We start from the raw sequence: 25206 nt of genomic DNA on the forward strand, positions 1-25206 counted from the left end.
CTCGTTTCTCTTTATTTAAGTAAATAAGAAAGGCAGTAACGAATGGTGCTTGCCTTCGCTACTGCCTTATCGAAGCTTAAGCTTCTTGTTTATTTAATTATAAATTATGCTTCTTTACGTTGTGAACGTACATACCATACGCCAGCAATTGACATTACTGCCAATCCAAGAGCTACCATTACATAAATACCAGTGCCCCCAGTTGAAGGAAGACTACCTTCTTGTAAGTTTATTACTTCAGCTGGTTTTCCAAGTTCAGTAGTTCCAGGAACATTTGCTAAAGGATTAGTTGTGTTGAAAGAATTTTGAGTAACTTCAAATTTTGTCATTTCTTCTAGCAATACATACTTGTCAGTTGGTGTTTTAGTTTCTTGTAAGTAGTAAATGCCATCTGCCAAGCCTCTCACTGTTACATAACCATCTTCATTTGAAGTAAATGGCGTTGCATCATCTGCAACTGTTGTCCAAGATACTTCGCCATTTGTACCTATAACTAGATATTTCGCAGTAGCTTTATCGCTGCCATCGCGGACAACGAATTCAGCACCCTTTAAAGCTGCTTTATCATTTGAACCATCTACCTTGATGAAGTTATAACCACCAGTGTAGACTTTGCTACCAGGACCTTCGTCAGTGTCATGGTCTGTTTCGATTTTCGCCGTATTGTTTACTTCTTCACCGGGAGCTACTGATTTTAATAGTTCCATTTGGTAAGTCATTGTCAAAGTAGCACCTGGAGTCAATCTTTTAATTCCGTCTGGTGTAAAAGTCACAGTAAATTGCCCAGGAACATTCGTTGAATCAAGAGTGTAATGTTCTGGTGACGTTAAAGGTGGTGTTGCTCCATCTGTTATAGCAAAATTGCCTAATTTCAAGTGCACTCCATGAGTATCTGTTATCACATATTTGGTATAACGTGGAGCATCATTCACACCATCTGCATCAGTATCAATTTCGTCTCTAATACCATCTGGAATCTGTGATGTTACTTTATAGTCGATCTTATCGCCAACATTTACTGATCCACCAGTATTAGTCTTTGTAACTTCGAGTTTATCATTTCTGATGGCATTATCGTCGCCGGTAAATGATACAGATGTGTTAGCAGCGCTCAAAGTAAATGGTTTGTTAACTGCGCCATTTTGAATCACATAACCAGATACTGATGATATTTCGGTTAAATAATAGGTGCCGTACAATAAACGTTCTTCTTTAAATTTACCATTTTCATCTGTGTCGAATGGGTGAGCTTCACTTGCTACTGTAGACCATGTAGGTGTTCCAGAAGCGTCAAAGCCACTTAAGTATTCTGTACCTGGCTCATTGTATTTACCGCCTCGGTGAATATTAAATATTACACCTTCCAATTTAGTTGCATTGTCTAAATTAGAAACTTTTTCTACTTCAATGCCAGCTGTAGCTACCACGTTTTTCGGATATAAATGGATTTCAGTAAGATCGGCTGTTTCAGCTACGTTTTTTACTGGTAATGCGACTACCATATTATCAGCTTTTGTTACACCAGCCATTTCAGTTTCGACAATAACATAAACTGCATTTTTTCCACCTGATTTAGCAGGAAGATTTTCTAATGTTACATCCCCGACTGAACCAGTTGTTGCAGTTACGCCTGTTTTTGCTACTGTTGCTGAAGAATAGTCAGCGTTTTTTACAGCAGTCAACGCATCTTCCATTGAGCTACCACCATTTAATGCTGTATAAAATGCTTCTGTTGCATCATAAACATTGAATGTTACGCCACCAAATCCTGGCTGTGTATCCATTGTCGGGATTCTTTCCCCTGTATTCTGAACTAATGATGGATCACTGCTGAAACGTTTTTTGTGCAAAATGATATCAATATTCCCATCTGTAGCCGCTTCTGATTTTAACGACGATCCCAATCCTAACGCTAACGGTAATACCATTACAATCGTTGCTATAAACAACATTATTTTCTTTTTCATTATTTTTTCTCTCCTCCATTATCATGTATTTTTTTGTTGTCTGTTTCTCCTAAACCAAACAAGTATAAGAACGAATAGTACAATAAGACTCCCTGCGATCACTCCTTTGATAGATACTTGTTCTCCCGTAGTTGGTAACGTTCTAGAAACTTTTGATGTTGGCGTGGTCTTCACAACATTTGTCTTAGGCGTTCCCGGTGTAGGGGTTCCAGTGTTTGGAAGTTTACTATTTAGAACCTCCAGCATCGGTGCAGGCTGTTCTCCTGCTAGATACGTGTTTTTTTCAACTTTGAAACTGACTGACTCATTCAACAGTCGATAGCCGCTTGGTGCAACTACCTCTTCTAAATAATAAGTGCCATAAGCCAATCCTTTTATCTCAAAAGTCCCCTCTTGGTTAGAGGTGATTCTAAATAGTTCTTGATCATTTGGTGTATCGGTCTGTTTCCAAGCATAATCGGTGGTGAGGTACTCGTCATCCTCATTTTTGATTACAAATGACGCATCCTTCAATGGTTGATCCTGATTACTTGCATCGACTTTGATAAATCGATAGCCGCCTGTCAGTATTTCACGTGAAGTACTTTCTAGCTCTCCATCCTGAATGGAATTGTGATATCTTAGGTACACCTTGTTGTAAAATGGCGTATCAGGCAAAGCACCTTCTAACAGTTTTAATCGGTAAGTAATTTTCAACTCTTTCCCATTCAAAGGAGCAAGTCGGCTAGGAATGAAGTTTAGAACAAACCCATTATCTTTTGATTCAATTTGATACCAAGAAGAAGCCACGGTTGTTCCTTCGGCAGTTACTTGTAACGAGTCTAAATCAACAGTTAACGCTGGGTCAGGCACATCCACTACTTGAAAAGATTGATACATGCTTATTAGTGTCGGTACTTTTACCTTGACTTCATAATTGATGGATTCTTCATAAGCAAAATCTTGGTGATCTTCTGCTAACGTTTTTTCAATCGAAGGTAACTCAAGCGTCGTATCGTTTTTCGAATAGACATGAATAACCTCTTCTTCATTCTCAGTTGGAAAATGGAAAATCAAATTATCACTAGCTCTTGCTGACTCAATAGAGTTTGTTTCAATAACTAGGTAGCTGGCATCGTAATTTGCTGTTCTTTTTGCCAGACTTAATTTCAAAACACCATCCATATCGGTTGTTTGTCCTTGTGCATCAGGTACAGCCATTCGTTGCGTTGTTCCTTTGGCTGCGACCATCATCCCTGCATAGTCTGGAACTAAGCCACCAAGGTTAAGCCCCGCTATGTCCGCTTTCGTTAACGATTTCGCTTCTTCTAACGCATCATTAAACGAAGAATGGTTGCGGACATACTGAGTAATATCAATAACTGTAAACTCGACTCCGTTAACCCCTTGTTTTTCTGTTAACATGTTCTGGTTCACTTCGGTTGCTGCTTCTGTAGTTATTTCACCTTTGGTTACCTGCTTATGGAGATAAACAGTTTGCATCTCAGCAGCTGAAGCGTTGCTAGGAAAAATACATTGCCCAACAATCATCAGAAGCATGGCTAGTCCTGCCATGAAGATAGATGTTTTTTTCAATTTAAGCACCTACCTTTCTGCGACGGTATTCGAGAATTCCCGCAGTCAAGATAATCAAGAGGAGAATTCCACTGGCAAGCATGAGTTGCTGCTGATAACCTTCGCCACCTGTTTGTGGCAACGGAACCTTATCTCGTTTATTAGTTACTTTGATCTTGAAAACTTTTCCAGTGGTGTACTCAGCAACAAATTGATTAGTTGATTCACTATCCTGATTGGTATAGGAAACTGCATAACCGGAATCGTCGACTTCCTTCAACGTATAAGTTTTTCCAGCTGTCAAAACCTTAGTCCAATCGGTGATTTTAGTAGCTACATTCTCTGGATCGGTATAGAAGTCAATCTCGACTTCCGAATTTTTCTCAGTAACTTCGGCACGTCCATGCGCGACTACATCTTCGCCGTCTAGCAGCTCAAATTTGAAGGTCTCCTCTTTGAAAACACCCTCGCCTGTTACTTCTTTAGTAGCACGGAAATCCAGCGTATCTCGATTCTCTGTATTAATTGTGATTGCCGGATCATTGTTAAATGAAACAGTAAATTCATTTTTATCTGCCCCACTGCCGCCTGAATAAATTGGAGCATAGTTGTGTGTCTCGGTTTCTTCTAGGCGGTATTTCTTTCCTTCAGTTAGTACAGCCGTCCAGTCGGTAATTTTATTGGCAGCAGCGTAATCTGCTGAGGTGAAAAATTCGATGGGCGCATCTGTACCTTTTGCACCGACATCTACTTTGCCATAGGCCACTATGCTGCCTGTTGCAACATCTTTCAACTCAAATTCGAACGTTAGCGCTTCTGGCAAATCACCTGTACCTTCGATTTTTTTATTGGCTCCAAAGTGGAAGGTGTCTTTGTTTTCGACTAGAAAAGCGATCTTTCCGCCATCTGTATGATTTGCTGTAACAGTAGCTCCCGAAACGTAGCTCCCATTTGGAAGTTCTTTATTCGAGTAAGTAACTTCATAACCTTGATCGTCTATTTCTACCAATTCATAAGCGATACCGTTCTCTAATATCGTTCGCTCTTGACCGTCAACTTCCATCTTTTTCCAATTAGTAATTTCTTTTGTACAATCTTGATCAAGATAAAACTTAATTGGCGTCTCAACATTTTTATCCGTAACCGTCGTTTTTCCATAAGCAGCTACCGTTGGTGGGTTCGTTCGATTGTCTCTCAGTTCAAACTTGAATTCCTTTTTACCGGATAACTTACCTTCGCCAACAATTTTCTTTACTGCTTCCACTCTAAATGGCTCGATGTTTCTAACTACAAAATTCCAACGCTGTTCTTTCCCTTTAACATATTGTATTCGGTCGGTCTGTTCGCCCTTAGAGTTCAAAATACTTACTTCATAGCCATCTAAATCAACTTCTTTAATGTAGTACCATTCATTCTCCGTCAATATACTACTCCAATGATCGGGAGAATCTTTATCTATATTATTTATTGGCTGCATATAATTCTCGTCTTTGTAAAACTTTGTATTGAATGGCTTGCCTTTTACGGTAACTTCTTCTTCCGTTCTACCATAAGCAACTATGTTTCCGACTTTATCAACGATATTGAACTTAAAGATTCTGGGCTCTGCTAATTCAGTGTTTTCTTCACCTTCTACGATTTTCTTGGTGTTTAGAAATCCTGCTTCCGCCTCTCCCCAGTTAGCTCTAAAATCAACATCGGCACCTGCTTCTTGTTGCTCCTTGCCATCGAATTCAAACGTTATGTCATTGTGATACCAACCATCACCATATGCTGGTACATCCACATCTACAATAAAACCAATGTCATACGCCATGATTGCACCTTTAGAAGGACCATCCTTGCTGTAGAATCTATGAAGATCCGTCCTTTGACTTGGAGTCAGCGTTGCATCTAGTTCAATCGCTAGATGAATATCAGCATTAGGATGGCCTGCATAAGTTTCTCTCAAGTCTTCGTAATAGAACTTATTTCCTGGCAGGGTGCCAAACGCAATCAGAACCGTTTCGGTATTATCTTCATGTTTATAGACTCCGTAGGCTCTACGCCCATAATCCTCGGGGTGATTTTGAACTCTCGTTTTAAATGCTTCATAGGTCTCGTTCTCTTCTTGTTCCAACAGTAGAAACTGCGCGCGATCTGGATTTTTTCCACCTTCAGCTTCGATAATGAAGTCAAAAAAAGGAATTTCTTGCGGTATTGGATCTAGGGGAGCACCATCCAGAAAGTAATTGGCTCCTATTTGACGATCGCCCATTCGTTTTGGTGTAAAATCACCACTACCTGCTGGCTTCTCTTCAGGGTAGGTAATAATGTATACTGGTACAGTTACATAAAGTGATTCTGGAGTGAAATGCGTACCTTCTGTAAGGTGATCTACTAAAAGACCATTTTCTCTATCCACTACTTCGGCAGTACTGGGATCTTTCCCAAAATCGTCGAACGCGATGCCATACTTGTCATAATTAACTCTGGCAGACCAAGACATTTTATTGGTACCTGTTGGTCGGCCATCTTTATGAAAGTCTTTGTCAGAATCTTTGTATTCGTCGTTCCCAGTAGTATTATCAGGCGGAATTGGTGGCGGTGTGATGGTTATTGTACCGCCTTGACCATTATCAATTTTCTCACCTGCACGTTTTGCTCTTGCCGTTAATTCAATTTCCCCTCTAAGAAAATCTGAGGCTCCGTCTCCTCCTTCTGCTACTGTAAAGATTATTTCATTCCCTATTACTTCATAGTTAAAGACGGATATTCCTTGCTCATTTTTTAGAGTTCCTACTTTATCATAGTAATCAAAATAATCTTCACTAGGTATACTAACCCTAAATTGGTCCCCTAGATTAGGTGTATTCTCTCCCATTTTCACCAGATCAATTTCAAATTTAAAGCTAAGTTTCATTTCCTCCAAAATTGCTAATTCTGTTCCACCATCTGGATGCTTCTCTGCACGAAAATTTTTAATAATCACATATTCATCTAACGAATCAGCTGCAGAGACTTTTTCAGGCATTACACTAAAAATTCCTATTAAATAAGTGCTGAGGATGAGCACAATCATGGAAAGAACTTTTATCCTATTCTTTTTCACATTTACGTCCTCCTCCTTTTACTCTAAAATCATAACTTCCCAAAAATATTATAAAATAATAAATAAACTAATCTAAGCTTTGTTCATGAACAGCAAAATGAGCACATAAACGATCAAAAAAATAAAAATAACCGACGTTTATGCAGCGTAAACGTCGGTTATTTTTAGTGATTTAAGGATTAAACTAGTTATTTCAGCTGAATCGTTTATAATTCGAGAAATTTTAGCACTATTTTGTCTCGGTAAGAAACATTGTGCCACTCCGCTATTTTGCTACTGGCTTCACAGAACCGTCCCACTTTTCTAAAATCCAGTCTTGTACTTCCTTTTCATGTAAAACTTCTACTAGCTTTTGCACTCGGGCATCTTCAGCGTCTTCTGAACGAACGGCGATGATATTGCCATAAGGCGAGTTATCTGCTTCTAACAACAGGGCATCCTTCACTGGATTTAGACCGATCCCATAAGCAAAATTGGCATTGATCGCTACTAGATCTCCTTCTTCGTTGTTATAAGTAGTTGCTAAAAGTGCTGGATCAATCGAGTGATTGAATTTCAGATTCTTTGGATTTTGATCGATATCTTCAAAGGTCGCTACTTCTGGATCGACACCTTCTTTCAAAGTAATCAACTGAGCGTCTTGCAAAATGGTCAGGATTCTTCCCCAGTCTGGTATTGAGTTAGATGTGATAATTGTCGCACCATCAGACAATTCTTTCATGTCTTGGATTTTCTTAGAATATAGTCCCATCGGCTCGACATGAATTGCACCTAAACTAGTAAAATCATAATCATTTTCGGCAATTGCTTCATTAAGAAACGGCACGTGTTGGAAATAGTTCGCATCCACTTCCCCTGCAGCTAAGGCTTTATTTGGTAAAATTTAGTCATCAAAATTGGTAATTTCCAAGTTTATTCCTTCTTCAGCTAACAACGGCTTTACATGTTCTAGGATTTCCCCATGGGGCGTAGGCATCGTTCCTACCACTAAAGTTTCTGAGTTTTCTGTACTATTGCCTTCACTACAACCAGCCAAACCTAACGTTACAATTGCTGCTAATACTACCCAAACTCTTTTTTTCATTTTCTTCATCCTCCAATTTTTGGTAAATAAAAAAGCTTTCGTCCCAAATGTATACATTACACTTAGGACGAAAGCTTTGCTTCCATGTTACCACCTAACTTCATTATTGCATCACTACAATAACCTCTGCTGGAACTTGCTTAAAGCGCATTCCAAGGTGCACTAACGGGCACTCCCGTGACAAACTTGATTGCTCTCATCTGTCCTTGCTCAAAGACCATTTTCCAATTAAATGATGCTGCTCCTTTCCAGCGTACCAGAGCTCTCTGTTTGCATTGTTTAACTGTACTTTTCTTTTCATCGCATTTTTTTATTCAGTTGGAAAGTCGTAAAGAACCGTAGATAGGTAACGTTCACCATTATCTGGTACGACAACGACTACTTTTTTTCCTGCCCCTAATCGTTTCGCTATTTCAATCGCACCATAAATTGCCGCACCACTGGAAATCCCGACTAAAATCCCTTCTTTTTGTCCCACAGTTCGAGCTGTTTGGATGGCGTCCTCACTAGATACTTGAACGATTTCCTGGTAGATGTCTGTATCCAATACACTTGGAATAAAACCAGCTGAAATGCCTTGAATTTTATGAGGACTAGGATCACCACCAGATAAAACCGGTGATTCAGCCGACTCGACGGCAAAAATGCCAATTTCAGGATAAACTTCTTTGAGTGCTGCACCCGCACCGGTAATCGTTCCACCCGTACCAACCCCCGCAACAAAAGCATCCACAGGTTCTGATTCAAAAGCACCAATGATTTCTTTTCCAGTAGTGGCTGCATGAACTGCAGGATTCGCTGCATTATCGAACTGTAGCGGCAAGAACCAATTATTCTCTTCAGCTAGAGATTTTGCTTTAGCAATAGCCCCTTTCATTCCATCCGCTCCTGGCGTCAATACTAGCTCTGCACCATAGGCTTGGATCAGCTTGCGGCGTTCAATGGAAAAAGTATCCGGTAAAACGATCACTACATGATATCCTTTAGCGGCTCCCACAAAAGCTAAGCCCACACCTGTGTTTCCAGAAGTTGGTTCGACAATTGTTCCACCGGGTTTTAATTGCCCATCTTTTTCGGCTTGCTCGATCATTGCTAGAGCAATACGGTCTTTAACCGAACCTGCCGGATTAAAAAATTCCAGTTTCGCATAGATCTCAGCGGCTCCTTCCGGCACGACATGATTCAATTTTACAATCGGGGTATTTCCAGTTAATTCTAGAATATTATTCACAATTTTTGCCATACTACGCCTCTTTTCTTCTATATAATAGTAGGTTTATATTGAAGACATTGTATCACGCCAAATTTTTGCTGGATAATAGCTTTTATTGATACATGGTTATCAGTATTTTTGATAGATGAACAAAAAAATCCCCGCTCAAGTGAGTGGGGACAGGTTTCTAAACCAATTTTTCAGCATTTTCATTAATCGTTTGTTGATACCAGTTAAAGGAATCTTTTCTTTTTCGATCAAGAGTTCCTTTCCCTTCATCATCTAAATCAACATGAATAAAGCCATAGCGTTTGCTCATTTGGCCAGTAGTAGCACTGACTAAGTCGATAGGTCCCCAAGATAGGTAACCAAAACAGTCTACTTGATCAATTTCTACTGCTTTTTTCAATTCAATAATATGGTCTTTTAAATAATCAATCCGGTAATCATCATGAATCTGACCGTCTTGACCGATTTCATCGACAGCGCCTAAGCCATTTTCTGTAATAATGATTGGTAAACCGTATTTTCGATAGGTGTAGTTTAGCAGATAGCGCAAGCCGATTGGATCAATCGTCCAGCCCCATTTACTAGTTTTCAGGAATGGATTTTGCAGGCCGCCAAATAAAGCGCTGGCGCCATCTTCGGCTCCTTCGTACTCAGCCACGGAAGAAGCATAGTAGTTCATTCCGATAAAATCCAATTTGCCATTTCGAAAGGCTGCTTGATCGGCTTCATCAATTGTTAAATCAATCCCCATCACTTGGTATTCCTGCAGTTTGTACTTAGGAAATTCGCCGTTACACATGGCATCGATTTGATAAAAATCACGATCCATTTGCTGGAATGCTCTCAAGACATTCTCTGGATTACAATCTACTGGATAAACCGGTTCAATACCAAATACACAACCTACTAGATTGTTGGGGTCTACTTGATGAGCCACTTCTACTGCTAAACAACTAGCAACGGTCATATTGTAGCCAATCACGGCCAAAGTCTGCTTTTTATCCTCAATTTCTGAATACTTCAAGCCAGCAATAATATAAGTGAATATGTCACTGGCTTCCGTTTGGGGATCAATATGGTTCATCTCGTTAAAAGTCACCCAATATTTCACTTTGCCTTTTAATGCTTGAAACATCGTCTCACAGAATTTCAGATAAAAATCCACCACTTTACGATTCTTCCACGAACCGTACTTAGTCACTAAATGAATCGGCATTTCAAAATGATACAAGGTCACAATTGGTTCAATACCATACGTTAAAAGTTCATCTACCACAGCAGTATAAAAATCTAGACCCTCTTGGTTAGGCTCTGCTTCATCCCCCATTGGATAGATTCTTGACCAGTCGATGGAAATCCTTAACGCTTTAAATCCCATTTCCGCAAATAATGCAATATCTTCTTTAAAGCGATGGTAAAAATCAATCCCTTGATGAGAAGGATAACGGCTGTTTTCTTGCATGTGCTGATGAATTTCCCGCGGCTTGCCATATGCTCCCACAGTAACCAAATCCATGATGCCGATTCCTTTGCCGCCTTCTTGAAAAGCACCCTCACATTGATGGGCAGCAATACTGCCGCCCCATAAAAAATTATCGTCTAATTTCATACTCTACCTCAGTTTCTATTCAAATATGATATTCATAGCTAAATCACTGTCACAAACGGCTTTGTTGGCTTCAGGAATAACATCCAAATATTCGTTGGTATTGGTTACCACTACAATTGTTGTCGGATCGTAACCTGCTTCTTTTACACTGGCAAAATCGACTGTTCCTATTTTTTGGCCCGCACTCACTTTGTCACCAGCTGCGACTAAGATGTCAAAACCAGCTCCGTCTAATTCTACCGTATTAATCCCAATATGGATCAGAACTTCTTCATTATTTTTTCCTTTGATTCCAATTGCATGTTTGGTTGGGAAGACAACCGTAATCTCACCATCGACCGGTGAATAAATATCGTTTGATTCTGGAACAATCCCCACACCTTTTCCTAAAGCACCACTTGAGAAGGCTTTATCATCTAGTTCAGACAACTGAATTAATTGCCCTTTAACGACACTTTTTAACGGGATTGATCGTAAACTAATTTTGCTGTTTTCTCCGTCGACTTCTTTGACTTCTTGAACAGATTCCCCATCTTCTGCTGGCACCCCTAGCATGTAGGCTGCGATTGCCGCACCAAGGAAACTAATAGCTACGGCTGCGACCATGAACCACAGGTTGGCAAAGTCACCTTCACCAATATAAGATGGTAGTCCAAACAATCCCCAAGCAACTGAGTAAGCTTTTACCCCAGTAATTCCGGCAAACAAACCACCCAAGCCACCGCCGATCATTACAGCTACGAACGGTCGACGATATTTGACAAACACCCCATAAATCGCCGGTTCAGTAATTCCTAAAATCGCAGACACAGTCACTGTACCAAACAACTGCTTTTGCTTATTGTTCTTGGTACGCAAGAAGTAACCTAACATAGCGCCACCTACGGCAATATCAGAAATCGTACATGATGTGATAAAGGCAGGATCGTATCCGTTAGAAGCAATCAAGGAAGCTACGACTGGCATGATGAAGTTTCCAGCACCCAGCATAATCAAGAACGGCTGCAAAGCAGAGTATAGCATCATTACAAACCAGCTGCCTACTGTATTCAATAACCAGTTGAACACGCCGATGATTCCTTCACCTAGATAAAAACCTAACGGGCCAAAAACTAATAAGGTCGCTGGCAGCATTACAATCATTACCAATACTGGTGTTAGAAACAATTGCATAGAACTAGGAACGATTCCTTTTACAAATTTGGTCACATACCCCATTACCCAAACAGCAAATAGGATTGGAATAAAACTATTTGAGTAAGTAATTTCTGGTAATGGAATACCAAACATCGTCAGTCCCGAAGCACCATTAATCGAATCCGACAAAATCGTTACTGCTAAAGCCACTGCCAGATATGGATTTGCTCCCAAACGTTTGGCACAGCTCATCGCCATAAATATTGGTAAGAAATAAAATACAGCTCCTCTTAAAGTATCGAAAATAATATAAGTAGAGCTTTCAGGCGAAATAATTCCTGTCAACGAAACAATTGATAGAACTGCTGCCAATAATCCCGCACAGATAATTGGTTCGAGGATAGGCGTCATCGATTCTGATACGACGTCTAAAGCAGATTTAACAAAATTCTTCTTTTCTTTCTTTTCAGTTATTTGATTTTCTGGATTCAGCCCAATCATACTAACTAATTCTTTATAAACATCATTTACATGAGTTCCTACAATCACTTGGTAAGCCACTTGATTACTTACCACATCAATGACCCCGTCCATTTCTTTCAACGCTTCCGTTTGGGCTTTTGAGCGATCTTTTAATGTAAAACGCAGCCTAGTCATGCAGTGAACAACTGCTTGGATATTCTCTTTTCCACCAACTAACTCAATGATCTGTTGGTTAAATGCTTGGTATTTCATGTTTTTTCGTCCTTTCTCTCGGTTACACGATTAATGTGGATCATCAAATAGGTATACTCGTCTTTAGTCAAATATTGATTAAAGCGACCTTTTACATAAATATCAATTTTTTCTGTTGCTTTGAATGCTTCAGGATATAGAAGCTTTACTTGGTCATACAGTCCAGCACTATCTTGACTGTAAACCTCATGTTTTCTTAACCGCTCGATAAAATATTGTAAATGAGTGACTAAACGCATATAATTCATCGATGTTTCGTCTAAGGAAATATTGAAATGATACTTGATAATATTCAAAATATCTCGCAATATTTCCATGCTTTCCAGTGTCTCATCCAGCAATGACTGACTTTCTTGTATATTGACAAAGTGTAAGGCAATCGAAACGGCTTCCTCGTCAGGAAAGTCGATGTCGAAGGTTTTACGCATTAATTTCATCGCATACAAGCCGATATCGTAAAACTTAGGATAAAATTTTTGAACCTCCCAAGTTAACGGACTACGTATAAACTGCTCCTTCTCTCCCCGTTTAATCGCAAAAGTAAGATGATCAAGCAGTGCTAAATACAAATAATCATTGGCTTTTTGTTTTGTGACAAATTCTCCATAGGCTACGACGTCATTTAGCAAATGGATCGTTTGGTCATCTGAATTCGTCAATAAATAGCTGAAATGCTCCAGGCGGTCTTTCGAATCCAAGACGTACGTCTTCTCGACTTCGGAATCACTGATTCGCTGGCCAGCTTTTTTCTTAAAAGCGATTCCTGGTGAGTAAACAATTGATTCATGTCCACCCTTATCAACTATTGCGATATTATTATTTAAAATTTTGACTACTTTCATCAGTTACTCCTTTCCAGAAAAAAAACTCAGATTACATACTAAACAAACCGATGTTTTCGGTACGTTTAGTATACAATCTGAGTTCTGCCTGCATGACCAGTCACATAACTCTAAAAATGACTACGATGTCATCCTTAGTTTTTTTCCTTACTTACAACAAGATAATAGCATCATCCATTTTACGTGTCAACGCTTTCTTGTTCAATTTTTAACTTAGCCTTTTGAAAAGAATACAAAAAATCCCCGCTCAAGTGAGTGGGGATGAAAGTTTATAAAAGTTATTATGCTATCTCGTATTTCACCTTTAGTTCATGGTATTGATTGTATTTTACATAATTTTCCTTTTGCAGTCTTCCTAAAACAATTCCTGGTAGAATCTCTATTTTTTCAGAAAAATGAACAATACTAGTTTTGCTAAAATCAGATTCCTCAATGAATTTTTCAAACTCTTTAGGATCAATCAAAACATTAGTGGCATATAAGTCTGCTGCAGCTTCCTCCTCTTGAGTACAATATCCAGGAAGATTTATATGTCCATCAATTATATGAAATAACTCGTGAAATAAACTAAACCAAAACTTATCAGCGTCTTTTCCACGAACAGTCAAGCCCAGTATAATCTTTTTACCATCAACAAAAGATGCACCGTGCAAAAAAGATCCATCAATATGCGGCAATATTACTAAAGAAATCCCACAGTCAGCTAACGTACTGACTAGTTCCTCATAAAATAAGGCCGGATCTAAGACAGTGAAAGATCTAATCTGCGGGATGAATGCTTCCAGTCTAGCGATATTGATAGGCGCTGTTTCAACTTTTCTACCTTCCAATCGAGCCTTTTGTCCCCAGGCAGCCAAAGAATAGTTGCTGACAGAATTTTCACCTGTTTTTCGATAGGCGATGCCAGGAATACATAATTTATCAATAGCTGTTAGCTTCGCAACTTCAAAAAAGGCTCTTAAATTAAGCACTTTTTCCTGTGGGCTTCTAGTCTTGGGAACCCAGCCTAAAGAAGCTAATTTGCTATAGGGAAATTTTGCTGCAGTTTCTATCTCCTGCTCTGCTTCAAGATCAGCCTCAACACGCGTGATCTGCTCTCGGTACTTTGCTTCCAAATTAATCCAAAATTTCGCTGGAACTCCCAAGACACTTTCTAATCTCAGTGCGACATCCGATGTTAATTCAACTTTTCCATTTATTAAGCGGCTAATGTGTTTTTCACTCATATCCATGCGTACGGCAAACTCTTTTTGAGCCATTCCTCGATACTCAAGCTGTTCTTTGATTGTAGCTCCAGGAGGAATCGCTATATTATTCTTACTGTTCAACATTCTAAATACCTCCTTAATGATAGTCTTCAATAGATGTAATTCGCACAATTTGCAATGTTTCATCTTTCTTTTCGAAAACTAAACGATGAGGATGGACTAGATCCATAGCGAATTCTCCGCTACGGTTACCTTTCAAAGCATGGCAACGACCAATTGAAAACTGTACCAGCATCTCCACTGAATCAGCCGCTTCGATTTCATTAATTCTCATAGCAATTTTAGTGGCCATATCTTTGCCAAATTCACGAACTGAAACCGAATACTCAGTGCACTGCCGTTTTAACTTATTGTTCTTGTAATCAATTTCCAGTAGTCTCCACCTCTGCTTTACCTCTTAGGTTAATTAATTATACCTCTATTTGCAGTATCTAACAATACTAATATTTACCTCAAAGGTTAATTTAAGGATAACTTATACTGGTATTTTGAGACGAACACAAAAAATCCCCGCTCACTTGAGCGGGGATGAAAGTTTTGAAAGACTATTTTGCTAATGAATCTTTCGCTTGGTCAGCAAGAGCTGTGAAAGCAGTCGCATCGTTAACTGCTAAGTCAGCTAACATTTTGCGGTTGATTTCGATTCCAGCAAGTTTCAAGCCATGCATTAATTTTGAGTAGCTTAAACCGTTCATACGAGCAGCAGCGTTGATTCGTGCAATCCACAATTTGCGGAAGTCGCGTTTTTTCTGACGACGATCGCGATATGCGTAGTTGTATGAATTCATTACTTGTTCTTTAGCTGTTTTAAATAGAGTGTGTTTAGAACCGTAGTAACCTTTAGCTAGTTTTAATGTCTTTTTACGACGTTTACGAGTTACTGTTCCACCTTTAACACGTGCCATGTATATTTCCTCCTAATGTTTCTGTTGAATTTTAAAATAAATGTTGTAAAGCTAGGTGCTGCAATTATTTCATGCGAGCTAATTGTTGACGGATACGTTTGTAATCGCCTGATGACACCATACGTGCTTTACGCAATTGACGACGTTGTTTTTTAGTTTTTCCGTGGAAACGGTGACTTGTAAAGGCACGGAAGCGTTTCAATCCGCCACCACCAGTACGTTTAACGCGTTTTGCTAATCCGCGGTGTGTTTTTTGTTTTGGCATTTTAATTTCCTCCTACATTTCATTTGGCCTACTGTTCAACTACATGAAATGTAAAAGTTGAACAAGCATCCTCAAAATATTTTGCTGACTATTAGTCTTTCTTCTCTTTCGGTGCAAGCACTAAGAACATGCTACGTCCGTCCATCTTCGCTTTCTGTTCAACAGTTGCAATATCATCTGTTTCCTCAGCTAAACGATTAAGAACTTTCTGACCAATCTCTTTGTGGGTAATGGCACGGCCCTTGAAACGGATAGAAGCTTTCACTTTATCGCCTTTTTCTAGGAATTTACGTGCATTACGAAGTTTGGTATTAAAGTCATTGATGTCGATTGTCGGGCTTAAGCGGACTTCTTTAATGTTAATAACTTTTTGCTTTTTACGAGCTTCACGATTTTTCTTTTGCATCTCAAAACGATACTTACCGTGGTCCATAATTTTCGCTACTGGTGGTTTAGCACCGGGAGCTACAAGAACAACATCAAGGTTTGCTTGTTCAGCAATTCTTAACGCTTCTGCTTTAGACTTCACACCTAATTGTTCGCCATCTTGTCCGATCAATCGTACTTCGTGAGCACGAATGCCGTCGTTAACCATCATATCCTTTGCTATGGTCATTCACCTCCATGATTTTTGAGAGAAAATAAAAGCCGCAGTTGGCACAAAAAAAACGAGTTCGTAATGAACCCGCAACTTAGCCGTACTTATCTAATAGACAAGTCATTAACTATCTAGCCCAGTGATATCTATCAACTAAGGCGAGAAGCGGGTGCTTCTGCTTTCATTTCTCAACTTTTATAGTATACAGAAAATTACTGTAGAAGTCAAACATTTTTTATAAAAATACTGGTTTTCAGAAAACATCGCTTGGTTTTCTTTACTTTTTTATGCTAAGCTAACTCAGGAAGACTGAATAAGTCTAAAAATGTTCCTGTAAAACTGAATAGATACAAATAGAAAGAAGTGATCGAATGGAACATCCATTTTTTCGAGAATTGATTCATTACAACCAAGCAAAAGATTCCTACATACGGCTGATTGGAGCTGGACTTAGTATGCTTAGCGTCCTGTTTATTGGCTACTTTACCGACCAGCTTGCCATTGCTAGCTTCGGATCGCTAGGGATTTTCACCTTTTTGTACTACCAACCTTTACCTTTGAAGCAACTGCTGATTCGCTTAAGCTTAATTGGTACTTTCCTAACTGTCGGCAACCTTGTCGGTATGCTTTCTACCCATTGGCATTGGACTGCTCCTTTATTTGTGGCCTTGGTCGGCTTAATCGGCCGTCTTTTCTTCCGGTTATACGGCATAGCCAAGCCCGGTGCTTTTTTTATCGTCATGGTTTCTGCTATGGGAGCCAGCACCCAGATCCCACTACATAGAATTCCGGTCATGAGCGTATACTTCTTAATTGGTGTAAGTATTGCAGTTGCCGTGGGCGTACTACTTCATTTCTTCGATAAACGGACACCATTGATTGAACCCAAACGAAGCTTAAAGGAACGACTGAACGATGATCCAGCTGTGATTATTGACAGTCTATTCTATAGTAGTGTCTTGTTCTTTGCGGTTTATTTGAGTATGGGACTCCAGCTGAAGAATCCTTATTGGCTAGTGGTGTCTTGTGCAGCTATTCTACAAGGAGATAACCTGCGGGCGATGATGCATCGCAATATTCAGCGGATTTTTGGCACAATGGTGGGGCTAGTTATTGCAGCCGGACTGCTGAATCTACCTTTAACTGTTTTTCAAACCTTGCTGGTGATTACTGCCTTGTTTGTAACCGTGGAATTTTTCGTTAAGCGCAATTATGCGATTGCCCAATTTTTCACCACACCGATGGCTTTGATGCTTTCCATGTTGGTACGGCAGCAATATTTGTATTCACTGATTCAGTACCGCTTCTTAGGAATCGTTTTAGGCAGCCTATTGGGATTGGCAGCGGCGTGGGTGATGACCACTGGCTTGAAATTTTACAATCAAAAGTTCGATTTACATGAAAATTTCGACAAAGAAACCGAGTAGGCAGCTACTCGGTTTTTTAGCGTATTCTTCTCCAAAGCACCACGATCAGCCAAACAGATAAGCCTAGACTGATAAACAACGAAATAATCCAGCCTACTTCGGAATGTTCAAAGGGCAGTGGCATATTCATCCCAAAGAAGCCGGTCACAATAGTGGGAATCGTCAGCAGCAAGGACCAAATTGTCAAAATCTTCATGGTATCATTTAGGTTATTGTTCAACAGGTTGTTATACGTACCGGAAAGCTGATCCAAAATCTCGCTGGCTAGCTGTGTCATTTCCACCGCCTGCTTGGCTTCAATCAAGGCATCATCCAGTTCTTCTTTTTCCTTGTCGGTAAAACTGGAAAATAAGCCCTGTGCTTTAATCTGCTCTAACAGAACTACATTTTGTTTCGTAGCAGTTACAAGATAAACCAATCCAATCTCCAAATCTGAAAGCTCCAACAAGTTCTTGTTGGTCGTTTTTTCCCGCAGCCTTTTATTCAACCGAATCCGCTGACTGTTTACTTCTTCAATATTAGGAAAATAATAGTCAGATACCAAAAAAAGCGTATGGAAAAGCAGACTAGCAGTGCTTTGCTGAGAATCGCGCTTTAGCACATTGTTCATTAGCTCAACTACATACTCGGTTTTATCAGAAATGAAGGTAAAGATATGATGATCCTTCAAAATAAACGCCATCGGACTGGTTTCGTAGTGATTATCAATCTTTTCTAAATGTGCGACATTATAGATGACCAGCAATGCCTGATCCAACGGGTCGTATTCTACCCGAGCACGTTCGTTCTTATCCAGAGAGTACGTCAGCATTTCATCGCTAATTTGATATGTTTCTTTTAGATGGGCAATTTCCTGTGGTTCCTGTGAATCAATATTGATCCAAGTACACAGTCCTTGGTTAAATATTTGTTGCGCTTCCATGCATTCTCCTCCTTATCATCTCTATTATAAATGAGACAAAAATAGTTTGCACAAAAAAGGCTGAAAAAATTCATGGCCTAAACATGTTGAAAACAAAAAGCTCAAAATACTCATACTATCCGAGCATTTTGAGCTTCTATTTTATTATCGAAATTAGATCACTGAAATTGCCTGCACTTCTGCGATTTTTTCATCAATCAGTTGCAGTACAATATCCCGTGCTTCGGCATCTTCGACAAAGTTTAGTTTGTCTCCGTCGATTTGAATCTTGGGGCTTTCGTTGTAGTCTTCGTACCATTGATCATAGCGGTAATTCAACTCTTTGTAATAATCATAAAGGGTTGGATCAAAGCTTAATTGTTCATACTCCCGACCACGTTTTTCGATTCGATCCAGCATTGTTTCAAAAGAAACTTTGATATGAACCAATAAATCCGGATGTTTCTTGTGGGCCGCATAAGGCAATTCTTCCATCATGTTGCCTAATAATTCATCATAAACTTTTACTTCGGTGTCAGTTGCTCGACCTAAATCGGCATTCAAATGAAACAACAGTGAATCTTCATAAATTGAACGATCTAACACGTTGTTGTCATCTTGCATTGCTTTTTTTATACTTTCAAATCGTTTATTTAGAAAATAAATTTGCAGTAAAAAGGCATACTGCTCAGGATTCGCATAAAATAATGGCAATACCTCGTTATCTTCAATTGATTCATAAAAAGCTTGGCTGCCTAGATGTTCGGATAACATCGCAGTCAAGCTGGATTTTCCAGCTCCAATGGTACCTGCTAATACAATCACACTCATTTACCTCCAACTCACTTTATACAAAATGTGGTACTTTTTTTCAACATTCATTAATATACCCCCAATATCTAGTGTCGTCAACAAAAAAAGCTTCACTCACACATCGTAATACATGTCAATGAATGTTTAAAAAAAAGTTGAATTTATAAAACTTTTCGACGGATTCATTTACTTGTTTGTTTACTCTGAGTAAAATGGAAGAGATTAATACAGAGGGTCAAATCTTTTTTAGGGTAAAAAAGGAGTTTTTCGAATGAAAACCATTGGTCAAGGACATGCCAGCGGAAAGATCATCTTAATGGGAGAACATGCTGTCGTTTACGGTGAACCGGCGATCGCTTTTCCTTTTTCCGGCACTGGTATCACTACTACCGTCCACTTTCATCAAGGAAATGAATCATGGATTGAATCGAGCTTCTATCATGGTCCATTAACCAAAGCTCCTCACTCGATGAAAAATGTGACTGTTTTGCTATGGCAGCTGATTCGCCAATTTGCCATTTCGAAGCCATTTTACGTAACAATTGAAAGTACAGTTCCGGCTGAACGAGGGATGGGGTCCAGTGCGGCCGTTGCTGTGTCGATTACACGAGCATTTTTTGACTGGCTGGAATTACCTGCAAATCAAGAAGATATCTTATTATTTGTAAATCAAGCGGAAAAAGTAGCACACGGTAATCCTAGCGGCATTGATGCTGCAACGATTAGCGGAACCGAACCGCTGCTGTATCAAAAAGGCTTGGATTTTCAACCTTTCCAATTGAACATGGACGCCTTTTTAGTGGTGGCCGATACTGGTCACAAGGGGCAAACCCGCAAAGCCGTAAAAGACGTGGCCCATTTAATGGATACGGATCGACTAGAAACCGGGCGACGAATTCGTCAGCTAGGACAATTAACTAAGCAGGCGCAGCAGGCTATTTTATTGAATCAACCAGAAATGCTCGGTTCTTGCATGAACCAAGCACAGGAACATTTACAAGCATTAGGAACAAGTAATTATGCCTTGGACCACTTAATTGAAACTGCCTTAATCAATCACGCGTTGGGTGCGAAGTTGACTGGTGGCGGTCGTGGCGGGTGCATGATTGCATTAGCAGAAAATGAAGAAAGCGGTCGGCGCTTGCAGCAGATTTTACTAGATGCAGGTGCACAAGATACGTGGATCGAAGGGTTAGGGGTATATGCACATGTATAAGGGTCACGCGCGAGCGTACACCAACATCGCATTGATTAAATATTGGGGAAAAGCTGATCAAGAGCTGATCTTACCAATGAATAATAGTTTGTCATTAACACTGGATGCTTTTTACACCGAAACATCTGTTACTTTTTCTTCGGAATACACCGAGGATCAATTTTACTTAGATCAGCAATTACAAGACCAAAAGGCGACAGCTAAAGTTAGTCGTTTTTTGGATCTAATTCGCAATAGAGCACAAAGTCAGCTATTTGCCAAAGTGGTCAGTCAAAATTTTGTCCCGACAGCAGCTGGTCTGGCTTCTTCAGCGAGCGGTCTGGCAGCCTTAGCAGGTGCAGCTAGTGCCGCTTTAGGTTTGCCTTTAGATAAACGAGAACTATCGCGTCTCGCACGACGTGGATCTGGATCAGCCAGTCGCAGTGTCTATGGTGGTTTTGCAGAATGGGTAAAAGGCGATTCAGATGAAACCTCTTATGCAGTCCCGATCACTTCAGACGGCTTTGAAGAAGACTTAAGCATGGTATTTGTTGTCGTAAACGATCATCAAAAAGATGTTTCCAGCCGTGATGGCATGCAACGAACTGTCGAGACCTCTGCCTTTTATGATGGTTGGTTAGCAACTGTACCGCAAGATTTAGCGAAAGCACGGGCAGCCATCCAAGCAAAAGATTTTCAAGCGTTAGGGGAAGTTACCGAAGCCAGCGCTCTAAAAATGCACGGTACGACATTAGCAGCAGTTCCTCCCTTTACTTATTGGTCAGCTGAGAGTATGCGGGCAATGAATTTAGTACGGCAACTCCGTAATGAAGGTTTGCCTTGTTACTTCACCATGGATGCTGGCCCAAATGTTAAAATTCTGGTGGAACGAAAACATGAAGTAGCTTTAGTTAAGCAATTACAGGACTATTTTTCATCCGAACAATTGATCACCGCTCATGCGGGTCCTGGGATCAAAATAATGATGAAGGAAGAAGACGCATGATTGAAGTTTCAGCTCCTGGCAAATTATATATCGCCGGCGAATACGCCGTAGTTGAAGCTGGTCATCCCGCCATTATTGTAGCAATTGACCAGTTTATTAATGTCTCGATTGAAACTGCTAAAAAAAGCGGCAGTATCCAATCGGCTCAATACAGTGATATGCCGGTTCGTTGGACGCGTCAAAACAACGAATTGGTCTTAAATATACGAGATAATCCCTTTCATTACATCTTAGCAGCTATTCATTTTACCGAACGCTATGCTCAGGAAAAAGGGGAAAAACTGGCTTTCTTCGATTTGAAGGTTACCAGTGAATTGGATAATTCCAACGGTCGCAAATACGGCTTAGGTTCCAGCGGTGCCGTTACAGTAGCTACCGTAAAGGCTTTGAATGCTTTTTACAATTTGCAGCTAACTCAGTTGGAGCTGTTCAAACTAGCCACATTAGCTCACTTGAATGTCCAAGGCAACGGATCATGTGGCGATATTGCAGCTAGCTGTTATGGTGGCTGGATTGCCTTTTCTACTTTTGACCATGACTGGCTGCTGGAAAAGTTGGAGCAGGAAAATTTAGCTACCATCATCGAAAGCGATTGGCCTAGTCTGCGGATCGAATCTTTAAAGGCGCCAGACGATTTGCGTTTATTGATCGGTTGGACTGGCAGCCCTGCTTCCACTTCTGATTTGGTGGATCAAGTACACCAGTCACGAGAAGAAAAAGCGGCCGCCTACGAAAAATTCTTAGCCGACAGCAAAGCCTGTGTCGATCAAATGATTGACGGCTTCAAACAGGAAAACATTGCTGAAATTCAAGCGATGATTCGCAGAAATCGAGCGCTCTTAAATCAGCTGACTACTTTTAGCAATGTATCAATTGAAACACAACAACTGAAGATCTTAAATGACTTGGCAGAAAAATATGAAGGCGCAGCAAAATCTTCAGGTGCTGGCGGTGGCGATTGCGGAATCGTGATTGTTGATAAACGCGCAGGCATTTTACCTTTAATGAGCTCTTGGGAAAAAGCAGGAATCACCCCACTGCCATTACACGTCTATCATTATACGGAGGAAATCAATTAATGAATCGCAAAGATGAACATCTGCTGTTAGCCAAAGCACAGCAAAACGAACCAAAAGAAAACGATTTTGATGCTGTCTCCTTCGTTCATCAATCGTTAGTGTCGATTTCCGATGACCAGATTGATTTATCGACTTCTATTTTAGGACTTAAGCTAGAGGTACCCTTTTATATTAATGCCATGACTGGCGGCAGCGAAAAAACCAAAATCTTTAACCAGCAGTTGGCGATGGTTGCCAAAGCAACTGGCTTAATGATGGCAACTGGTTCAGTGTCGGCGGCCTTGAAAGATCCGTCAGTGGCTGATTCATATACGATTGTCCGAGAAACAAACCCAGATGGATTGATTCTTGCGAATATGGGCGCTGGTCGTTCGGCAACGGATGCCAAAAAAATGATCGATTTACTGCAGGCGGATGCCTTTCAAATTCATATTAATGTGCCCCAAGAACTGGTCATGCCTGAAGGAGAACATGACTTTGAACTTTGGGAAGACAATATTCGCACAACAATTCAAGCAGTGGATGTACCGGTGATTGTGAAGGAAGTTGGCTTTGGGATGGCTCATGAGACGATTCAAAAACTAATAGACTTAGGAGTCCAAGCGGTGGATGTCTCCGGTCGCGGTGGTACCAGCTTTACCCAAATTGAAAATTCACGCCGAAAACACCATGAGCTATCTTATTTGGACAACTGGGGCCAGTCAACTGTGATTTCTTTATTGGAAGCACAACCTTTTGTAAACGACCTTACATTATTGGCTTCGGGCGGCATCCGCAATGCCTTTGATATTTTCAAGGCAATCAGCTTAGGCGCCAACGCTGTAGGAATCTCTGGAACCCTCCTGAACACACTGATGTCTGATGGTGTCGACGCAACGATCGAGCTGGTGGAAGACTGGAAAGCTCAGTTGCGACTGCTGTATGCTTTAACCGGCAAAGCAACGACTAAGGATGTCCAAAAAAACCAACTAATCATCACTGGTAAGCCTAAAGAATGGGCAGAACTACGAGGCATTGATTTACAAAAATTAGCGATACGCTAAACAAATTCGTTCAGCTTGAAGCATTAAAATTAGGCTAAATTGCCAAAAAATACAGCGATCGTAGGCGCTAATTTTGACTGGTCCTTACTTAGTACTCTTCAAGTTTCTTCCAGTTTTCGCTTTAGTTGTAATAATCTTACCATTCAAAAAGAGGAAAAACCGCTGCTTCATCAAAGCATTGGTTTTTCCTCTTTTATTCATCTAAAGCTTTTTCCACCGCTACCGCAGAATGAATCTCGGTGGTATCAAATAATGGCAATTTCACATCTGACTGCTGGATTAGCAAGCCAATCTCCGTACAGCCAAGAATAATCCCTTGGGCACCGGCTGCCTGCAGCTTCTCGATCACCGCTATATACTGCTCTTTCGAAGCTTCCTTGATCTCACCTAAGCATAGTTCATCAAAGATGATGCTATTAACCACCTCGACATCTTCTTTATCAGGAATTAAGACTGTAATCCCCTGTTTAATAATTCGTTCTTTATAAAACTCCTGCGTCATCGTGTACTTGGTACCTAATAGACCAACCTTGGTGATCCCCTCTTGCTGCAGCCGTTCAATAGTTGCATCAGCAATGTGCAGTATAGGAATACTTAGCTGCGCCTGTATCTGCGGTGCCACCTTGTGCATGGTATTGGTACAAATCAATAAAAAGTCGGCACCAGCCACTTCTAATCCTTTCGCATATTCAGTTAAAATTTCACCGCTTTTCTCCCAATCTCCCTGCGCTTGACAAGTTTCAATTTCTTGAAACTCAACACTTGCTAGCAAAATTTTAGCTGAATGCAGCCCACCTAGCTTCTGATTAATCCCTTGATTGATTAATGTATAGTAAGTTACCGTACTTTCCCAGCTCATACCGCCTAACAACCCAATTGTTTTCATTTTTTCCCTCACTTCGTTTTAATTCACGCCTACCACTATACTATCTGCGTAGCAATTTCTGCCACAATGTTTTCTTTTTTGCTCCTACACGCACGTTGCCCGCAGCTTCTTTCGTGTTAATCATTCCTTGAAAAACTAAGTTATCATGTAAAAGAAATTGATTCAAAATGTGCAGCTTGTCTAACTTTTGGACCAGCTCTTTAATTTCTTCTTCATTTCGTTCAAAAAGCTGTACCTCTTCACCCTGCGCTTTCAATAATCGATTGAAATCTCGTTGAATTAGCTTAATCAACTCATATTCTCGTGTAAGCAAGCTATTGATTTTCCTAGGATCGCGCTCCTCAGCATCGGCCACTGGCACTAATTGAGTAACGACTTCTATTGCTTCTACATAATCCCGCAAATCTAAGATAAAAATTTGCGCAGCTTTTTTGTTCATTAATTGTTTTTGACTGGTTAAAAACTCGCCTAATGAAGTTAGTTCGGCATTTGTTTGGCTGAGTTCTCGAATCTCCCGCGTTAGCTTTTCCACTGGCGTCTGTCCCTCTTTTCTTCTCTTAACACCAGTCTATCTTTTTT

Annotated in this window: 21 protein-coding genes, 1 pseudogene and 2 other annotated features; of the genes and pseudogenes, 5 read left to right on the forward strand and 17 right to left on the reverse strand. The window is 40.2% G+C overall.

What is annotated here, in order from left to right:
* Positions 1 to 104: 104 nt before the first annotated feature.
* The 13 genes and pseudogenes from IGI42_RS07225 to infC all read right to left on the reverse strand — a co-directional run bounded on the left by IGI42_RS07225 (position 105) and on the right by infC (position 16295).
* Positions 105 to 1952, reverse strand: a complete 1848-nt coding sequence (locus tag IGI42_RS07225; protein ID WP_438715156.1) for a SpaH/EbpB family LPXTG-anchored major pilin — start codon at positions 1950 to 1952, stop codon at positions 105 to 107.
* Between the two features lie 36 nt (positions 1953 to 1988).
* The gene (locus IGI42_RS07230; RefSeq protein ID WP_438715157.1) at positions 1989 to 3542 is read right to left on the reverse strand and encodes a SpaH/EbpB family LPXTG-anchored major pilin; all 1554 of its coding nucleotides are present in this window, start codon (positions 3540 to 3542) and stop codon (positions 1989 to 1991) included.
* Between the two features lies 1 nt (position 3543).
* Positions 3544 to 6612, reverse strand: a complete 3069-nt coding sequence (locus tag IGI42_RS07235) for a hypothetical protein (RefSeq protein ID WP_438715158.1) — start codon at positions 6610 to 6612, stop codon at positions 3544 to 3546.
* 265 nt (positions 6613 to 6877) lie between these two features.
* Positions 6878 to 7696, reverse strand: a pseudogene (locus IGI42_RS07240) (MetQ/NlpA family ABC transporter substrate-binding protein).
* A gap of 60 nt (positions 7697 to 7756) precedes the next feature.
* Positions 7757 to 8006: a binding site (T-box leader), on the reverse strand.
* Positions 8007 to 8939 carry a cysteine synthase A gene (gene cysK, locus IGI42_RS07245; RefSeq protein WP_438715159.1) on the reverse strand — a complete coding sequence of 311 codons (933 nt, stop codon included), beginning with the start codon at positions 8937 to 8939 and terminating at the stop codon, positions 8007 to 8009.
* Between the two features lie 157 nt (positions 8940 to 9096).
* Positions 9097 to 10527: a family 1 glycosylhydrolase gene (locus tag IGI42_RS07250; RefSeq protein ID WP_438715160.1), complete on the reverse strand. Its 1431-nt coding sequence runs from the start codon at positions 10525 to 10527 to the stop codon at positions 9097 to 9099.
* Positions 10528 to 10542: 15 nt separating this feature from the next.
* Entirely contained in the window at positions 10543 to 12399 is a 1857-nt protein-coding gene (locus IGI42_RS07255) for a beta-glucoside-specific PTS transporter subunit IIABC (RefSeq protein WP_438715161.1), read from the reverse strand.
* On the reverse strand, positions 12396 to 13241 hold the full coding sequence (locus IGI42_RS07260; protein WP_438715162.1) for a PRD domain-containing protein: 846 nt from the start codon (positions 13239 to 13241) through the stop codon (positions 12396 to 12398). Before IGI42_RS07260 ends, IGI42_RS07255 begins: the two co-directional genes overlap by 4 nt.
* Before the next feature lie 281 nt (positions 13242 to 13522).
* Positions 13523 to 14572: a HigA family addiction module antitoxin gene (locus IGI42_RS07265; protein ID WP_438715163.1), complete on the reverse strand. Its 1050-nt coding sequence runs from the start codon at positions 14570 to 14572 to the stop codon at positions 13523 to 13525.
* Positions 14573 to 14585: 13 nt separating this feature from the next.
* Entirely contained in the window at positions 14586 to 14801 is a 216-nt protein-coding gene (locus tag IGI42_RS07270; RefSeq protein ID WP_438715164.1) for a plasmid maintenance system killer protein, read from the reverse strand.
* Between the two features lie 253 nt (positions 14802 to 15054).
* Positions 15055 to 15414, reverse strand: coding sequence for a 50S ribosomal protein L20 (rplT, locus tag IGI42_RS07275; RefSeq protein ID WP_438715165.1), 360 nt, complete (start codon positions 15412 to 15414; stop codon positions 15055 to 15057).
* Positions 15415 to 15478: 64 nt separating this feature from the next.
* Entirely contained in the window at positions 15479 to 15679 is a 201-nt protein-coding gene (gene rpmI, locus IGI42_RS07280; protein ID WP_207674852.1) for a 50S ribosomal protein L35, read from the reverse strand.
* Positions 15680 to 15770: 91 nt separating this feature from the next.
* Positions 15771 to 16295 (reverse strand): translation initiation factor IF-3, encoded by a 525-nt coding sequence (gene infC, locus IGI42_RS07285; protein ID WP_438715166.1) that lies wholly within the window; start codon positions 16293 to 16295, stop codon positions 15771 to 15773.
* A 38-nt stretch (positions 16296 to 16333) separates the two neighbouring features.
* Positions 16334 to 16464 (reverse strand) — a sequence feature (ribosomal protein L20 leader region).
* Positions 16465 to 16648: 184 nt separating this feature from the next.
* On the opposite strand from infC, the gene IGI42_RS07290 reads away from it, so the two are divergent.
* A complete protein-coding gene (locus IGI42_RS07290; RefSeq protein ID WP_438715167.1) occupies positions 16649 to 17704 on the forward strand; it encodes an FUSC family protein in 1056 nt (351 codons plus the stop codon).
* 16 nt (positions 17705 to 17720) lie between these two features.
* Here the strand turns inward: IGI42_RS07290 and IGI42_RS07295 are convergent, their stop codons facing one another.
* Positions 17721 to 18626: a magnesium transporter CorA family protein gene (locus tag IGI42_RS07295; protein WP_438715168.1), complete on the reverse strand. Its 906-nt coding sequence runs from the start codon at positions 18624 to 18626 to the stop codon at positions 17721 to 17723.
* A gap of 153 nt (positions 18627 to 18779) precedes the next feature.
* Positions 18780 to 19436, reverse strand: a complete 657-nt coding sequence (locus IGI42_RS07300) for a deoxynucleoside kinase (RefSeq protein WP_438715169.1) — start codon at positions 19434 to 19436, stop codon at positions 18780 to 18782.
* A 253-nt stretch (positions 19437 to 19689) separates the two neighbouring features.
* Here IGI42_RS07300 and mvk point away from each other — a divergent pair, with 253 nt between their 5' ends.
* From mvk to fni, 4 genes are read left to right on the forward strand one after another with little or no spacing between them, the layout of a single operon-like run.
* Complete coding sequence (gene mvk, locus IGI42_RS07305; RefSeq protein WP_438715170.1) at positions 19690 to 20634, forward strand: mevalonate kinase; 945 nt, start codon at positions 19690 to 19692, stop codon at positions 20632 to 20634.
* The gene (mvaD, locus tag IGI42_RS07310; RefSeq protein ID WP_438715171.1) at positions 20627 to 21619 is read left to right on the forward strand and encodes a diphosphomevalonate decarboxylase; all 993 of its coding nucleotides are present in this window, start codon (positions 20627 to 20629) and stop codon (positions 21617 to 21619) included. The genes mvk and mvaD overlap by 8 nt, the downstream gene beginning before the upstream one ends.
* The gene (locus IGI42_RS07315) at positions 21616 to 22698 is read left to right on the forward strand and encodes a phosphomevalonate kinase (protein ID WP_438715172.1); all 1083 of its coding nucleotides are present in this window, start codon (positions 21616 to 21618) and stop codon (positions 22696 to 22698) included. Before mvaD ends, IGI42_RS07315 begins: the two co-directional genes overlap by 4 nt.
* Positions 22698 to 23741 carry a type 2 isopentenyl-diphosphate Delta-isomerase gene (fni, locus tag IGI42_RS07320; protein WP_438715173.1) on the forward strand — a complete coding sequence of 348 codons (1044 nt, stop codon included), beginning with the start codon at positions 22698 to 22700 and terminating at the stop codon, positions 23739 to 23741. Before IGI42_RS07315 ends, fni begins: the two co-directional genes overlap by 1 nt.
* Before the next feature lie 193 nt (positions 23742 to 23934).
* Here fni and IGI42_RS07325 read toward each other — a convergent pair whose 3' ends face one another.
* Positions 23935 to 24627 (reverse strand): aspartate/glutamate racemase family protein, encoded by a 693-nt coding sequence (locus tag IGI42_RS07325; RefSeq protein ID WP_438715174.1) that lies wholly within the window; start codon positions 24625 to 24627, stop codon positions 23935 to 23937.
* A 40-nt stretch (positions 24628 to 24667) separates the two neighbouring features.
* Positions 24668 to 25159 carry a hypothetical protein gene (locus IGI42_RS07330; RefSeq protein ID WP_438715175.1) on the reverse strand — a complete coding sequence of 164 codons (492 nt, stop codon included), beginning with the start codon at positions 25157 to 25159 and terminating at the stop codon, positions 24668 to 24670.
* Positions 25160 to 25206 lie beyond the last annotated feature (47 nt).

This window comes from Enterococcus sp. AZ109 (assembly GCF_051714625.1).
In the GTDB taxonomy this organism is placed as follows: Bacteria; Bacillota; Bacilli; order Lactobacillales; family Enterococcaceae; genus Enterococcus_A.

Excerpts from the sequence above, each read along its gene's own strand:
- IGI42_RS07225 (WP_438715156.1), bottom strand. The coding sequence starts at position 1,952 with ATGTTGTTTATAGCAACGATTGTAATGGTATTACCGTTAGCGTTAGGA.
- cysK (WP_438715159.1), bottom strand. The coding sequence starts at position 8,939 with ATGGCAAAAATTGTGAATAATATTCTAGAATTAACTGGAAATACCCCG.
- IGI42_RS07250 (WP_438715160.1), bottom strand. The coding sequence starts at position 10,527 with ATGAAATTAGACGATAATTTTTTATGGGGCGGCAGTATTGCTGCCCAT.
- IGI42_RS07255 (WP_438715161.1), bottom strand. The coding sequence starts at position 12,399 with ATGAAATACCAAGCATTTAACCAACAGATCATTGAGTTAGTTGGTGGA.
- IGI42_RS07260 (WP_438715162.1), bottom strand. The coding sequence starts at position 13,241 with ATGAAAGTAGTCAAAATTTTAAATAATAATATCGCAATAGTTGATAAG.
- IGI42_RS07265 (WP_438715163.1), bottom strand. The coding sequence starts at position 14,572 with ATGTTGAACAGTAAGAATAATATAGCGATTCCTCCTGGAGCTACAATC.
- IGI42_RS07270 (WP_438715164.1), bottom strand. The coding sequence starts at position 14,801 with ATGGCCACTAAAATTGCTATGAGAATTAATGAAATCGAAGCGGCTGAT.
- rplT (WP_438715165.1), bottom strand. The coding sequence starts at position 15,414 with ATGGCACGTGTTAAAGGTGGAACAGTAACTCGTAAACGTCGTAAAAAG.
- rpmI (WP_207674852.1), bottom strand. The coding sequence starts at position 15,679 with ATGCCAAAACAAAAAACACACCGCGGATTAGCAAAACGCGTTAAACGT.
- infC (WP_438715166.1), bottom strand. The coding sequence starts at position 16,295 with ATGACCATAGCAAAGGATATGATGGTTAACGACGGCATTCGTGCTCAC.
- IGI42_RS07290 (WP_438715167.1), top strand. The coding sequence starts at position 16,649 with ATGGAACATCCATTTTTTCGAGAATTGATTCATTACAACCAAGCAAAA.
- IGI42_RS07295 (WP_438715168.1), bottom strand. The coding sequence starts at position 18,626 with ATGGAAGCGCAACAAATATTTAACCAAGGACTGTGTACTTGGATCAAT.
- IGI42_RS07300 (WP_438715169.1), bottom strand. The coding sequence starts at position 19,436 with ATGAGTGTGATTGTATTAGCAGGTACCATTGGAGCTGGAAAATCCAGC.
- mvk (WP_438715170.1), top strand. The coding sequence starts at position 19,690 with ATGAAAACCATTGGTCAAGGACATGCCAGCGGAAAGATCATCTTAATG.
- mvaD (WP_438715171.1), top strand. The coding sequence starts at position 20,627 with ATGTATAAGGGTCACGCGCGAGCGTACACCAACATCGCATTGATTAAA.
- IGI42_RS07315 (WP_438715172.1), top strand. The coding sequence starts at position 21,616 with ATGATTGAAGTTTCAGCTCCTGGCAAATTATATATCGCCGGCGAATAC.
- fni (WP_438715173.1), top strand. The coding sequence starts at position 22,698 with ATGAATCGCAAAGATGAACATCTGCTGTTAGCCAAAGCACAGCAAAAC.
- IGI42_RS07325 (WP_438715174.1), bottom strand. The coding sequence starts at position 24,627 with ATGAAAACAATTGGGTTGTTAGGCGGTATGAGCTGGGAAAGTACGGTA.